Annotated in this window: 7 protein-coding genes; 1 reads left to right on the top strand and 6 read right to left on the bottom strand. The window is 74.0% G+C overall.

The features are described 5' to 3' along the window. Positions 1–76: 76 nt before the first annotated feature. From ACFZBD_RS27405 to ACFZBD_RS27380, 6 genes are all read right to left on the bottom strand, one after another. On the bottom strand, positions 77–1,891 hold the full coding sequence (locus ACFZBD_RS27405) for a GMC oxidoreductase (RefSeq protein ID WP_391144334.1): 1,815 nt from the start codon (positions 1,889–1,891) through the stop codon (positions 77–79). Positions 1,892–1,932: 41 nt separating this feature from the next. After that, entirely contained in the window at positions 1,933–3,561 is a 1,629-nt protein-coding gene (locus tag ACFZBD_RS27400) for a succinic semialdehyde dehydrogenase (RefSeq protein ID WP_391144331.1), read from the bottom strand. Positions 3,562–3,736: 175 nt separating this feature from the next. Further along, on the bottom strand, positions 3,737–5,410 hold the full coding sequence (locus tag ACFZBD_RS27395) for a protein kinase (protein ID WP_391144329.1): 1,674 nt from the start codon (positions 5,408–5,410) through the stop codon (positions 3,737–3,739). Between the two features lie 192 nt (positions 5,411–5,602). Further along, complete coding sequence (locus ACFZBD_RS27390; protein ID WP_391144326.1) at positions 5,603–8,611, bottom strand: protein kinase; 3,009 nt, start codon at positions 8,609–8,611, stop codon at positions 5,603–5,605. Positions 8,612–8,775: 164 nt separating this feature from the next. After that, entirely contained in the window at positions 8,776–11,034 is a 2,259-nt protein-coding gene (locus ACFZBD_RS27385) for a protein kinase (protein WP_391144324.1), read from the bottom strand. A 647-nt stretch (positions 11,035–11,681) separates the two neighbouring features. Further along, on the bottom strand, positions 11,682–13,388 hold the full coding sequence (locus ACFZBD_RS27380; protein WP_391144321.1) for an FAD-dependent oxidoreductase: 1,707 nt from the start codon (positions 13,386–13,388) through the stop codon (positions 11,682–11,684). A 225-nt stretch (positions 13,389–13,613) separates the two neighbouring features. On the opposite strand from ACFZBD_RS27380, the gene ACFZBD_RS27375 reads away from it, so the two are divergent. Beyond that, positions 13,614–14,855 carry a nucleotide sugar dehydrogenase gene (locus ACFZBD_RS27375; RefSeq protein ID WP_391144318.1) on the top strand — a complete coding sequence of 414 codons (1,242 nt, stop codon included), beginning with the start codon at positions 13,614–13,616 and terminating at the stop codon, positions 14,853–14,855. Positions 14,856–14,871 lie beyond the last annotated feature (16 nt).

The raw sequence follows: 14,871 nt of genomic DNA, 5'->3' as shown, positions 1-14,871 counted from the left end.
GGGGGGGGGGGGGGGCTCAGCTTTGGCGTGGGGGGGGGGGGGCCCGCGGGGGGGGGGCCCCCCCCCCCGCCGCCCTTCAGGCCTTCTTCGGCGGGACCGCCGGCATTCCCAGGAACGGCAGGTTCAGCGCGCCGAAGGCGTCCGCCGGGACGGCCGGGGACTTCGGGGCGACGGCCGCGAGACGGACGTACGCCTCCCCCTGACGCGGGCGCGGGTCCTCCTCGCCCTTGTTCGGCCAGAAGGACATCGCGCGCTCCGCCTGGGCCGTGATCGTCAGCGAGGGGTTGACCCCGAGATTGGCGGAGACCGCCGCTCCGTCCACGACCGAGATGCCCGGATGCCCGTAGAGACGGTGGTAGGGGTCGATCACACCCGTGGCGGCGTCGGCGCCGATCGGGCAGCCGCCCAGGAAGTGCGCCGTCAGCGGGGTGCCCATCAGCTCGCCGATGTTGGAGCCCGCGAAGCCGTTGATCTCCTCCGCCAGCAGGGACGCGGCCCGGGTCGCCTCGGCGATCTGCGTCGGGTTCGGCGCGCCGTGGCCCTGGCGGGCCGTGAGCAGACCCTTCCCGAGACCTCCGGGCTTGCGGTAGGTCGTCAGGGAATTGTCCAGCGACTGCATGACGAGGCCGATGATCGTCCGCTCCGACCAGCGGCGGTTGGAGAGCGCGCGGAGCGCGAGGGACGGGTGCCTGGCCATGCGCAGGAGCCAGTTGCGCACCCGGTGTGCGCCGTAGGGCACCTGGAGGATGGTCATGCCGCCCATGGCGTTGGAGCCCTTGCCGTACCGCACCGGCTCGATGTGGGTGTTCTCGTCCGGGTGGATGGAGGACGTGATCGCCACACCGCGGGTGAAGTCGACCCTGGCTACGCCGTGCCGCTCGCGGTAGCGCCGGTCCGTGGTCTGCGAGCCGACCAGCGCCTCGGAATTGGTCCGGGTCAGCTCGCCGAGCCGGTCCGCGATCCGGGGCAGCAGGCCGGTGTCCTTCATCCGGTGGAGCAGCGTCTGCGTGCCGTACGTCCCGGCCGCGACGACCACCCGCCGGGCCGTGAACGTCCGCCCCTTGCCCCGCTTCTTGTTGTCCGTCGGCAGGGTCTTGACGGCGAAGCCGCCCCGCGAGTCCTCGGTGACCGCGACGACCGAGGTCATCGGGTGGACGACGGCGCCGGCCTTCTCGGCGAGGTGGAGGTAGTTCTCGTTGAGGGTGTTCTTGGCGCCGTGGCGGCAGCCGGTCATGCATTCGCCGCACTCGGCACACGCCTTGCGGGAGGGGCCCGCGCCGCCGAAGTAGGGGTCGGGGACCTCCTCGCCCGGCTTGGCCCGCGTCGTCCCGTCCGCGTCGGCCCCGTCCCCGAAGAAGACGCCGACCGGCGCCATGTGGAAGGTGTCGCCGATGCCCATGGCCTCCGCGGTCGCCTTCAGATGCACGTCCGACGGGGTCGTGGTCGGGTTCAGGCGCACCCCGAGCATCCGCTTGGCCTGGTCGTAGTAGGGCGCCAGCTCGTCCCGCCAGTCGGTGATCCCCTTCCACTGCGGGTCGTCGAAGAACGGCGCCGGCGGTACGTAGAGGGTGTTGGCGTAGTTGAGCGAGCCGCCGCCGACCCCCGCGCCCGCGAGCACCATGACGTTGCCCAGCAGATGGATGCGCTGGATGCCGTAGAGGCCGAGGGCCGGGGCCCAGAGGAAGTTCTTCAGGTCCCAGGAGTTCTTGGGCAGCGTCTCGCGCGTGAAGCGGCGGCCCGCCTCCAGGACGCCGACGCGATAGCCCTTCTCCGTCAGCCGCAGGGCCGTGACCGAACCGCCGAAGCCGGAGCCGACGACGACGACGTCGTAGTCGTACAACGAGTCCAGGTCGTCATCGTCCTGATTCCGGGCAGGGGGTACCGCGGTCATGGCTCTCCTCGTACGTGAAAGGGGCGGGAACGGGCAGGGGGTCAGCGCAGGCGCAGGGCCTTCATCGCCTTGAGGGACGCGCTCATGAGCGCGGCGTACTTCTCGTCGTCCATCCCGAAGGACGGCGCGAGCGGGAGCAGCCGCTGGTGGGCGACGGTCTGGGCCTCGGTGTACTTGAGGATGCCCTCCGATCCGTGGCGCCGCCCGAGACCGGAGTCCTTCATGCCGCCCATCGGGGCCCGGACGCTGCCGTACGCGGGGGCGTACCCCTCGTTGATGTTGACCGTTCCGGTGCGCAGCCGGGTGGCGACGGCGTGACCGCGGCGGGCGTCCTTCGTCCAGACCGAGGAGTTGAGGCCGTACGGCGTGGCGTTGGCGAGCTCGATGACCTCGTCCTCGTCCGTGAAGCGGTAGATCGAGACGACCGGGCCGAAGGTCTCCTCGGTGCAGACGGCCATCGGCGCCTCGACGCCGTCGAGGATGGTCGGCTCGTAGAAGAGGGGGCCGATGTCGGGGCGGGCGACACCGCCCGCGACGAGCTTCGCGCCCTTGGCGACGGCCTCCTCGACGTGCCGGGAGACGGTCTCCAGCTGCCGTTCGCCGACCAGGGAGCCCATGTCGGCGCCGTACGAGAGGGAGTTGCCGAGCCGCATCGCCTTCGTGCGGGCGGCGAACCGGGCGACGAAGTCGTCGGCGACCGACTCGTGGACGTACAGCCGCTCGATGGAGATGCAGAGCTGTCCGGCCGAGGAGAAGCAGGCACGGACGGCGCCCGCGGCGGCCTTCTCGACGTCGGCGTCCTCCAGGACCAGCATGGCGTTCTTGCCGCCGAGTTCGAGCGTGACGCCGACGAGGCGGGCGGCGGCGCCCTGGGCGACCTCGCGGCCGGTCCGGGTGGAACCGGTGAAGGAGACGTAGTCGGCGTGCCGGACGATCTCCGGCCCGACCACCGGCCCCTCGCCGAGGACGACCTGGAAGACCTCGGCGGGCAGCCCCGCCTCGATCAGCAGGTCACGGGCCCACAGGGCGGTGAGGGCGGTCTCGGTGTCCGGCTTCATCACCAGGGCGTTGCCGGCGACGAAGGCGGGCAGCGCGTCGCCGACGGAGAGCTCCAGGGGGTAGTTCCACGGGGCGATCTGGCCGACGACCCCGCGCGGCTGGCGCAGCTCGGTGACCTTGGTGAGGGTCGGGACGACACCCGTGTGGCGCTTGGGGCGGAGGTAGGAGGGGGCCTTGCGGCCGTAGTGCCGGGCGGCGACGGCGACCGCCAGGACCTCCTCGTGCGCGTGCAGGCGCGCCTTGCCGGTCTCCAGCTGGATGAGGTCGAGCACCTCGGCCTGCCGCTCCAGGACCAGGTCGTGGAAGCGGAGCAGGACGGCGGCCCGGGCCTTGACGGGGGTCGCGGCCCAGGCGCCCTGGGCCGCGCGGGCGCGCGCGAAGGCCTCCAGGACGTCCTCGGGGGTGGACTCGGGCAGATCGGACAGCTTCGCCCCGGTGAAGGGGGTGTGGTTCGCGGTACGGCCGGAGCCGATCACTCCGCGAGTGAGCTGGGCGACCACCTCGGGGGTGACCACGTCGGCGGCGGTGCGGGCACCGGCCGGCGTGGGCGCGAGGGGGTTCGTGCCGGTGGCGGCGGTGGCCGGGGCGGTGAGTGCCTGCGAGTCCGTCATGAGGGCGAGAGTAGGCCGCATTCAGTCCTTTGGGTACCCGTCGGTAACGCGTTTTCACCGGGTGCGCACATCACGCCAGCGATCGCTGGCACATAAGCCCTGATCAGGGGCTTACGGTCGGACACACGGGCGATTTCCGGGATCCGGTGCCGCTCGTCGCCGGATCCGGGACCGCTCAGCCCACCTGCTCACCCGGCGCCCGCCAATGCCTCAGGACGATGTCGAACTGCTCCCGGGTGACCGCCCAGCTCGACTCCGGCGAGGACATGTACAGGGCGTACTCGGTGCCGTCGTCCGTGAAGTACAACTGGTCGATGGCGTGTCTCGGGCCGGGGAACTCCTGCTTCTCGTACCAGGTGAACTCCCACCGGGCCGAGCGGACCTGGTCGCGGTAGGTGTTCTGGTTGAGCTTGATCCGCTGGTACTGCATCCGCCTCTTGAGCGTCTTCTCCAGGTCGAGCACGTGCACGTACGGGTTCTCGAAGTCGGGGGTCGGATCGATGCTGATCCGGATCCGGTGGCGGCCGTTGTCCGGCGTGTAGTCGATGTTGTCGCCGTCGGTCTGCCGCTTCCAGCCGTCGGGGACGAGCAGGCTGAAGCCCTCGGGGTCCTCGACCCGGTGCCAGCCGGCCGGGACGGGGCCGGGGGTCTGCTCCGTCACGGCGGGCACCGTGGCGTCCCGGCCGGTGTTCCCGCCCTCGCCCCCGCCGGAGTACTGCATGGCGGCGAAGACGGCTCCGCCGGCGACCAGACCGGCGAGGACGGCCGCCAGGACCGCCGTACGCCAGCGTCCACGGCCCTTGGCCGCCGGGCCGGCGGGCCGGGGCACCACGGTGGGGGGCTGCGCCGGGGTGTGCGAGGGCGTGGACGCGGGGGTGGCCGTCGGGGTGGTGGTGGACGCGGAGTCTTCCTCGGCCGGGAGCGGGGTGGTGGCGGAGGTCAGCTCCTCCCGTCCCACCCGCTGTGTGGGGACGTACGCCTGGGCAGCCTGCGGCTGCCGGCCCTCCATCGCGTCGAGGAGCATCCGCTCGGCCTCGTCCGCGCGGGGCCGCTGCGCCGGGTCCTTGCGGAGCAGCGCGACGATGACCGAGGTCAGCGCCCCCGCCTTCCGCGGAGGCGCCGGCTCCTCCGTCACCACGGCCTGCATGGTGCCGATCGGGGAGGTCCTGCGGAACGGCGAGGTGCCCTCCACCGCCGTGTACAGCGTCGCGCCCAGCGACCACAGGTCGGAGGCCGGTCCGGGGTCGCCGCCCCGTACCCGCTCCGGGGCCAGGTAGTCGATGGAGCCCACGAGTTCACCGGTACGCGTGATCGTCGAGTCGCCCTCGATCGCGGCGATGCCGAAGTCGGTGAGCAGGACCCGTCCGTCGCGGGCCAGCAGGACGTTGCCGGGCTTGACGTCCCGGTGCAGCACGCCCGCCGCGTGGGCCGCGCGCAGGGCGCCGAGGACGTGCAGCCCGATCCTGGCCGCCTCGCGGGGCTCGATCGTGCCCGCCTCCTTGGCGGCGTCGGCGAGCGAGGGCCCGTCGACGTACTGCATGACGATCCAGGGCCGGGCGTCGTGCTCCAGCACGTCGTGCACGGTGACCACGCCGGGGTGCGTGATCCGGGCGGCGGCGCGGGCCTCTTTCTGCGTACGGGCGTGCAGTACGAGGCGGTCGGCTTCGGCCACGAACCGACCCGCCGTTGCCACGATCCGGTGCAGCACCTCGTCATGGGCGCGCCAGACCTTGCCCATGCCACCGCGGCCGATGGTCTCGCCCAGCCGGTAGCGTCCGGCCAGCAGGAGGCCCGCTCCCGTGTCCGCTCCGGTCCCGGACCCCGTGTCTGCGCTCTGAGAATGTTCCACTTGCCCCCGCCCGTTCCTTCACAGGCCAGGTTACGGAGAGCACGCGGCCTGGGGAACCTCGGGGCGGGCAACGGAACATGCTTGTGACCGGTTCGGCGGAACCCAAGCCCCGGCGGGGGGGCCGGGCGGCTGCTCCGGTGGGTGGTGTCCGCGTCGTGGGTGGTGTCCGCGTCGTGGGTGGTCCCGGCCGGTTCAGCGCGTCGCGCGGTAGGCCTTCACGGCCTGGTCGTAGATCCGCGACACCTTGTCCCGTTCGTTCTCCGGACCGATGACCTGCACCACGTGGTACCGACCGGCCTCGATCAGGGCCAGGTTGCGGACGAACACCATCCGGCCGGTGCTGTCCTGCCAGGTGAACTCCCCGACCGCCATGACCTGTCGGCCGACCTCGATGCGGCGCAGCCCGGACGCGCTGGACCAGGAGGAGTCCCGCCAGGGCTGGAGCTCGCGCTCCTTGGTGCGCTGGTACGCCATCGGGTCGGCGCCGCCGGCCTGCACGGTGTCCCGGCCCGGCACGATGATCAGGGTGAAGTCCCCGCCGACATAGCGGACTTGTCCGGCGTCGTTGATGGGGCTGCGCCGCCAGCCGTCGGCGACGCCGACCTGGAAGCCCTCCGGGTCGGTGCGGAGCGTGTACCCGGCCGCCAGTCCGGCGGCGGGCGGCGTGGCGGCCGGCGGGGGCGTGCGCCCGGGCTCGGCGCTGGGCTTCGGGGCCGGCTTCGTGCTCGGGGCGCCGGTCTTCGTCGGGCCGGGATCCGTCGGGGCGGACGGCTCGGCGGACCGCCCACCGGTCTGCCCGGCGGACCGCTGGCCCCCGGCGCCGTCCTTGGGCATGAACATCACGGCGTACGCGACGGCTCCGCCGAGCAGCAGCAGGATCAGCACCAGGAGCGTACGGCCGAGGGAGCGCGGGGAGCGGGGGGCTCCCGACCGCTTCGGGGCCCGGGGCGGCTTGGGGGCGCGCGGCGCCCGCTGCGGCAATTCCTCGTGGAAACCCTCCTGCGCGGAGGCCCGGCGGGCGGCGGGGCGTGCGGCGCGGGCCGGGCCCTGCGGCTCGTGGGCACGGGCCGGCTGCTTGCCCTTCCGGTGGCGGTGGCGACCGCCGGCCGCGGCGGCGCGGCGCCTGCGCACCAGCTCGCCACGACGGCGCACGACGGGCAGCCGGGTGGAGTCGAAGGACGGCAGCGGTATGACGCCGACCCCGGCCTCCGGCTCCGGGGCCGAGCGGACGAGGGAGCGGAGCCAGCCGCGCAGCTCCTCGAAGTCGGGGCGCTCGGTGGGGTCCTGGCGCAGCAGGGACTCCACGACGGGCCGCAGCGGCCCGCACTCCTCGGCGAAGGCCGGGGGCTCGGCGCAGACCAGCTGGACGAGTTCGGCGGCGCTGTCCTCCGGGTACGGGGCGTGGCCCTGGACGGCGCGGTAGAGCAGCGCGCCGAGCGCCCAGAGGTCGGTGACGGGGCCGATGGGCGGCGCGAGGCGCCAGTTGGCGTGGACGGGGGCGGCCTGTTCGGGGGCCCAGCGCTCGGTGACGGCGCCGACGACGGCGATCCGGGTCTGGCGGGCCCGTTCGGCGGCGAGCCGGGTGGCGGGGCCGCGGTACAGGTCGGCGGCGCCCGGCCCGTCCGCCGCGGGCTCGTCGTCCCAGCCTCCGGAGCGGTGTACGGGCACGGGGGCGGGGCCCGCGGCGGGGGTGTAGCCGGCGGGCAGGGCGGGGCGGCCCGAGCCGGGGAGCACCTGCCCGGAGCCGGAGCCTGAGCCTGAGCCGGAGTGGGCACGGGGGGCGGAGCCGCCGGCGGGAACCGGTCCCGAGGCGTCGCGCGAGGCGTGCGGCCCGTCGCTCCAGGAGCCGGTGAGCAACGCGCGGGGCGGCCGGCCGCCGTCGTTCCCGTGCCCGCCGTGCCGGTCCTCGTCGTCGTCCTCGTCGTCCTCGTCGTCGACGGCCTGGGACCACCACCGCGGCTCGGGGCCGAGACCCTGCGCGGGCACGGGTGTGGGGTACGCCGGCAGTGCGGGGGCGTCGTCGTCCGGGCCGGAGTCGGGGCCGGGGCTCTGGCCGGGGTGCCGTTCGGCCCCGCGGGCGGGGTCGGGGCTGTGGCCGGCGGCGGGGTTCCGGTGCCCTGGGGGGAGCGCGCCGGACTCGCCGATCCGGGCGGCGGCACGGGCTCCCGCCCGGTACGCGGCGATGGCTCCCGCCCGGGCCGCCCGCACGTCCGCGGCCGGACTCGCCGCCGGAGGACCGCCCGGCAGGTCGGCGCCTTCGGCGCCTCGGTGCGGGGGCGCCGGTTCGATCTCCATCGGCCGGCGGGTCCCGGGCACGGCCACGCCCTGCCCCGGACGCTCGGCCGCCGGAACCGGAAGGTACGGGTCATCGGAGGGCCCGCCCTCCTGCCACCCCGCCTCGCCCGCACCATCGGGCTCGTCCGCCACGGGAAGGTAGGGGGCATCGGGGCGTCCCGGCCCGTCCGCGCCCTCAGGATCGGCCGTCCCCGGCAGGTACGGCCCGTCGGAGGGCCCGCCCTCCTGCCACCCCTCGTCATCCGTGGCGTCGGGCTCGGCGTCGTATCCCTGGTCGTCCTCCTCGGGCGACGGCACCGGGGCGTACCCGCAGAGGGCCTCTTCCGCCGCACCTGCGGCGAGGCCGGTCAGGACCACGCGGCCGTCGTCGCACACGAGCACCGTGCGCGAGGTGATGTTCCGGTGGGTCCAGCCGTGGGCGTGCAGCGCCCGCAGGGCGGTGAGGACGTCCGCGCCGATCTCGGCCGCGCGGTACGGGTTGAGCGGCCCCTCGGCGAGGAGCGCGGCCAGCGGTCTGGCCGCCACCAGTTCGCTCACTATCCACAGCGACCCGGCCTCGGCGAAGACGTCGAAGACCTGGTCGAGCCGGGGGTGGTCGGGGATCTGCGCGGCGGCCTGCGCCGCCTCGACGGCCCGCCGCACGGCCGGATCGGCCGGCCGTCGGGTCGCCCGCCCCTCGCTCCGGTGCGAAGCGAAGGGGCCGCCGTGGCCCCGGCCGCCGTCGCCCCCGGCCTCGCCGTCCAGGAACTCGGCGTCGACCACCTCGGGCAGCGGTACCTGACGGACCAGCACCTCCTGGCCGCTGTAGGTGTCGAAGGCGCGCGTCTCGACCAGATCGAGGGCGTCCGAGGGCGCGAGCGGCAGGCGGTAGCGGTCGGCGAGCACCCTGCCCGCGTAATCCTCCACGACGCCTCCCCGAGCGCGCTGTCCCCCGGGTCTCCCACGGACCTCCGGCGATCCACCCGGATCCCAAGGTCGCACGAAACCGTCAATTCCGGTCTATTCCTGGACCGTTATCGGCTCTGTCCGAATGCGTACGGTCCACGACCTCTCACGATACGTGCCGCGGGTCAGTCCTTGGGGCTGAACGTGGCGAACGCCGTCTCCCGCAGCGTCTTGCACTCCGCGGCGTCCCAGGCGTCGGCCTTGCAGCTGATCATGATCGAATAGCCGCGCTTGGCGTCCACCTTGAAGCCCCGGTTCAGTATCCGTACCCGGATCCCGCTCTGGTTGCGCTCGAACTCCCAGTCGGCGACCGTCGGATAGCCCTTGTACGAGACGGGCCTGATGCCGATGTGGCGGTAGCCGTTGCTCGTCGCGGACACCCCGGCCACGGCACCGGCCCAGGCGCTGGCCGCGTCGTCCTTCGGGCTGCCGTTGAAGTCGACCTGGACACGGGGGAAGCCACCGCCGGCGTTGAATATCCCGCCGGAGTTCACTCCGGCGATGGCGGTGAGCTTGAAGGACGCCGGCATCGCCATGCTGAAGTGGAAGCGGTCGTTCGTCACCATGACGTAGCCGGCGGGCAGTTGCGCTCCGCCGGTGCCCGGGGTGCCCGTGCCGGGCTTGCCGGACGGCGTGCCGCTCGGCTTGCCCGTCCCGCCCGGCTGGTCGCCGCCCTGCTGACCGGGGTCGCTCGGCGTCTGGCCCTGGCCCTGCCCCTGGGTCTGGGCCTGTTCGTCGCCGTTGCCGGCCGTGGCACCGGCTGAGGTCACCGTGTCGCCGGTTCCCTTGTCGCCGCCCGCGTTCCCCTTGCCGTCGTCGCCGCCGCTCAGCGCGACGGTCAGGATGGTGGCGAGCAGCGCCAGCACCACGACCGCGGCGATGATCACGAGCGTGCGGCGGGGCACCACGTCCGTGAGCGACGCCCGCGGGGAGGCGGGCCTGCCGCCGCCCTGGACGGGGGCCGGCCGGCCGCTGCCGGCCTTCTTCGGATCGGGCTTGGCCACGGCGGCGTTGCGCACGGACTTCAGCGCGCCCCGCATCCGCTCGGCGGCCGCCTCGGTGGACCTGCCTGCGGCGGCCTTGCCGGTGGTGGCGGGGCCGAACGGCGGCTCCGGCGGAGCCGGCGGCAGCGGGACGACCCGGGTCGCCTCCGGCGAGTGCTCGGGCTCGATCACGGGCGCCGGCGCGTCGAGCACGGCCCGCAGCAGCACCCGGGCGCCCGCGTCGTCGAGCCGCTGGGCCGGGTCCTTGGCGAGCAGGCCGTAGATGACCTTCTCCAGCAGCGGCCCCGCGTTCTTCGGCGGGTCGACCGGCTCGGTCATCACGGCGGTGAGGGTCGCGATCGCGGAGCCCTTGTCGTACGGCGGGCTGCCCTCGACGCTCGCGTACAGCAGTCCGCCCAGCGACCACATGTCGGCGGCCGGCCCCGGCTTGTGGCCCCGGGCCCGCTCGGGCGAGATGTAGGAGGGGGCGCCGACGAGCATGCCGGTGGAGGTGATCGACGGGTCGCCCTCGACCTGGGCGATGCCGAAGTCGGTGAGGACGACCCGGCCGTCGTCGGCGATCAGCACGTTCGACGGCTTCACGTCGCGGTGCAGGATGCCCTCGCGGTGCGCGGAGCGCAGCACGTCGAGGATGGCGAGGCCGACCTCGGCGGCGCGGTGCGGGGTGAGCGTGCCGTCCTCGCGGACGGCGTCGGCGAGGGACTTGCCCTCGATCAGCTCCATGACGATCCACGGCCGGTCGTCCTCGTCGACGACGTCGTAGACGGTCACGGCGCCGTTGTTACGGATCCGGGCGATGGCCTTGGCCTCGCGCAGGGTCCGGGTGATGAGGCGTCGCTTCTCCTCCTCGTCGATGCTCGTCGGGAAGCGCAGCTCCTTGACGGCGACGGTCCGCCCGAGGGTCTCGTCGACCGCCCGCCAGACCGTGCCCATGCCGCCGCGCCCGAGCACGCCGCCGAGGCGGTACCGCCCGGCCAGCAGGCTGCCCTCGGCCGTCGCGGCCGCGCTCTGCGCCTTCGCGGTCCGCCCGGTCCCGCCGGCCTTCCTGAACCCCTGCCCCGGGCCGGAGGCCTTCGCCGCCGCCGGGGCGACCGGCTCGGCGTCGGCCGGCTTCCGGTCCGTCGGCGAGGCGTCGGTGGGCTTCCCTTCGGAGGACGAGGCACCGGCCGGCTCCGCGCGGTGCGGTGCGGAGCCCTCGGCACCCGCACGCCTGGCCTCGGCCTCGGCCGCCACCGGCGGAGCATCGGCCGCCCGGGCCGCGCCCGCCGGGCTCTCGTCCGCCGGCCCGGAGGCCTCGGCCGCCTTCGTCCGCGCGGCGGCTCCCGCCCCGCTCCCGGGCTTCCGGTCGTCCGCGTCCGCACGGGCCGCCGGCGCCGGCACCTTGCCCGCCGCACCCGCACCCGTGGCGGACCCCGGTTCCGCGCCGGCACCCGCACCCGTGGCGGGCCTCGGTTCCGCGCCGGCGTCCGTGCCGGCACCCGAGTCCGTTTCCGCAGGCGTGGCCGCCGGTGCCGACCCCGCGCCCGGCGTCGTGTCCGTAGCGCCGTCCGTGTCCGGCTTCGTGCCCCTGGCCGCGTCCGTGCCCGGCTGTGAACCCGTGTCCGGCTTCGTGTCCGTGCCGGATTCCGTGTCCCGCTTCGCCTCACGCGCCGCTGGAACCACACCCCGGTCGCCGTCGGTTCCGGCACCCGCGCCGGCGTCCCGCCGAGGGTCCCGCGCCGTGCCCCGCGACTGCTCCGCCTCCGACATGCGTCCCCTCTGCGATCCCTGATCTTCGCCCGCGCCTGCCGCTTCCCGCGCGATGCGGTAACCCGCCCTGGAAGAGAGCCCATTGTCTCTCACGCCGGGACCCGTACTGCTCCGGGGTCCGCAGTCCGAGAGGACGGCCCCGGGGAAGGGCACTCCCACCATGCCACCCGACGCCCCGCCGCCGCTCGACGGTTCCCCGGCCCTGCCGACAGGATGGCGCGCGGGCACCCCAACAGACCAGACCGCGCGCCGCGTTCGCCCTTTCTCCGGACGTTCCGTCAGATCGGGACGATGTCCGGGGCGCCCAGTCGCGCCGCGTCCGCCGTCAGGTCGTCCGGCTGCCGCTGGGACTCGCGCTCCGCCTCCACCCGCTTCTCGTAGTGCTCGACCTCCTTCTCGATCTGGTGGGCGTCCCAGCCCAGGACCGGCGCCATCAGCTCCGCGCACTCGCGGGCGCTGCGGGTCCCCCGGTCGAAGGTCTCGATGGAGATCCGGGTGCGCCGGGTCAGGACGTCGTCCAGGTGCCGGGCCCCCTCGTGCGAGGCGGCGTACACGATCTCGGCGCGCAGATAGTCGTCGGCCGCCGCCAGCGGCTCCCCGAGGCCGGGGTCGGCGGCGATCAGGTCCAGGATTTCTTCCGTCAGGGAGCCGTAGCGGTTGAGCAGGTGCTCGACCCGCACCACATGGAGCCCGGTCCGGGCGGCGATCCTGGCCCGGGCGTTCCACAGCGCTTTGTAGCCCTCGGCGCCGAGAAGCGGGATGTCCTCGGTGACGCAGGCGGCGACCCGCTGGTCGAGCGCGTGCACGGCCTCGTCCACGGCGTCCTTCGCCATCACGCGGTAGGTGGTGTACTTGCCGCCGGCCACGACGACCAGCCCGGGGACCGGGTGGGCGACGGTGTGCTCCCGCGAGAGCTTGCTGGTGGCGTCCGACTCCCCGGCGAGGAGGGGGCGCAGACCGGCGTACACCCCCTGGACGTCGTCGCGGCCGAGCGGGACCGCGAGGACGCTGTTCACGTGTTCGAGGAGATAGTCGATGTCGGCGCTGGAGGCCGCCGGATGGGCCTTGTCCAGGTCCCAGTCGGTGTCCGTGGTGCCCACGATCCAGTGCCGTCCCCACGGGATCACGAAGAGGACCGACTTCTCGGTCCGCAGGATCAGTCCGCTGGTCGAGTGGATCCGGTCCTTGGGGACCACCAGATGGATGCCCTTGGACGCCCGCACGTGGAACTGCCCCCGCTCGCCGATGAGCGCCTGGGTGTCGTCCGTCCACACCCCGGTGGCGTTCACGATCTGCTTGGCGCGGATCGCGTACTCGCCGCCGCCTTCGACGTCCTTCACGCGGGCGCCGACCACGCGCTCGCCCTCGCGCAGGAAGCCGATCACCCGCGCCCGGCTCGCCGCCTTCGCGCCGTAGCCCGCCGCGGTCCGCACCAGGGTGGCGACGAAGCGGGCGTCGTCCATCTGGGCGTCGTAGTACTGCAGCGCCCCGACCAGGGAGTCCTTCTTCAGGCAGGGGGCCACCCGCAGGGCGTTGCGGCGCGAGAGGTGGCGGTGGACGGGAAGGCCCCGGCCATGGCCCGACGAGACCGACATCGCGTCGTAGAGCGCGACGCCCGATCCGGCGTAGAACCGCTCCCAGCCCTTGTGGCGCAAGGGGTAGAGGAAGGGTACGGGCTTCACCAGGTGGGGGGCGAGCCGCTCCAGGAGCAGTCCGCGCTCCTTCAGCGCCTCCCGGACCAGCGCGAAGTCGAGCATCTCCAGATACCGCAGGCCACCGTGGATCAGCTTGCTCGACCGGCTGGACGTGCCGGAGGCCCAGTCGCGCGCCTCCACGATCCCGGTCGACAGGCCTCTCGTGACGGCGTCGAGGGCGGTGCCGGCGCCGACGACACCGGCGCCCACGACCAGTACGTCCAGTTCACGCTCGGCCATCGCCGCGAGCGCTTCCGCGCGCTCGGCGGGCCCCAGTGCCGCTGTCCTCACCGCTGCCTCCCGTCGTCCCCCCGAGTGGTCGGGCTCACAGCCTCGATTCTGTCCCCGCCCCGCGACTTCAGCCACCGCCTGTGGATAACACTCGGCGACCTTCGGTCACCCAATGCCGCATATCGGTCATATTTACGCCTAGTCTGACATTGCACTCGCCCCGTTCTGTCCACCGGGCTTGCGCTTCTCGTCCCCTCCGGCTACTGGGAAGGACGGCCCACCTCCATGCCCGCTGATCTCGCCGTCATCGGCCTCGGCCACCACGGACTCCCCCTCGCCCAGGCCGCCGTCGCCGCCGGCGTCGACACCATCGGCTACGACACCGACCCCCGCCCGGTCGCCGAACTCGCCGCGGGCCGCCCGCCCGTCGACGGCTCGCTCACCGCGTCGGAGATCCGCCGGATGCTCTCGGGGGGCTTCCGGCCCACCACCAACCCCGCGGACCTCGGCCGGGTCCGTACGGCCGTCATCTGCGCCCCCACCCCGCCCGGCCCCGACCGGGCGCTCGACCTGACCGCCGTCGCCGACGCCGCCCGCGCGCTCGCCGCCCGGCTGCGCCCGCACACCACCGTCCTGCTGGAGTCGCCGGTCCCCCCGGGCACCACCGAGGGCCTGCTCCGCGACCTTCTCGAAGAGGGCTCCGGCCTGCGCGCGGGCCGGGACTTCCATCTCGCCCACTCCCCCGGCCGCCTCGACCCCGGCCGCCGCACCCACGGCTTCGCCGGCACCCCCAAGGTCATCGGCGGCCTCACCCCCGCCTGCACCGAGTCCGCCGCCGCCTTCTACGGCCGGCTCACCGACAAGGTGGTACGCGCGCGTGGCCCCCGCGAGGCCGAGACGGTCAAGCTCCTGGAGACCAACTTCCGGCACGTCAACATCGCCCTGGTCAACGAGATGGCGGTCCTCTGCCACGAGCTGGGGGTCGACCTCTGGGACGTCATCCGCTGCGCCGAGACCAAGCCCTTCGGCTTCCAGGCCTTCCGCCCGGGCCCCGGCGTCGGCGGCCACGGCGTCCCCGTCGACACCGTCGGCACCCACCGCCCGCTGCGCATGGTGGAGCTGGCGAGCCAGGTCAACGAACGCATGCCGCAGTACGTCATCCAGCGCTGCGCCACCCTCCTGAACGAGCACGGGAAGTCGGCGCGCGGAGCACGGGTCCTTCTGCTCGGCATCACGTACAAACCCGATCTCGCCGACCGGGAGGGCTCCCCCGCCGACGAGATCGCCCGCCGGCTGATGGACCTGGGAGCCGTGGTGAGCTACCACGACCCGTATGTCCCCGACTGGCGCGTCCGAGACCTGCCGGTCCCCCGCGCGGACTCCCTCTACGAGGCCGCCGCCCACGCCGACCTGACGATCCTTCTCCAGCACCACCGCACCTACGACCTCCAGGGTCTGGCGGTGAAGGCGCAGCTCCTCCTGGACACCCGCGGCGCCACCCCGGCGGGCGCCGCCCACCGCCTCTGACGGGCGCCGCGACGGA

The sequence above is a fragment of the Streptomyces sp. NPDC008121 genome, assembly GCF_042957155.1.
In the GTDB taxonomy this organism is placed as follows: domain Bacteria; phylum Actinomycetota; class Actinomycetes; order Streptomycetales; family Streptomycetaceae; genus Streptomyces.
The sequence above is the reverse complement of the archived record's forward strand: the minus strand, read 5'-3'. Positions and strand labels throughout refer to the sequence as shown.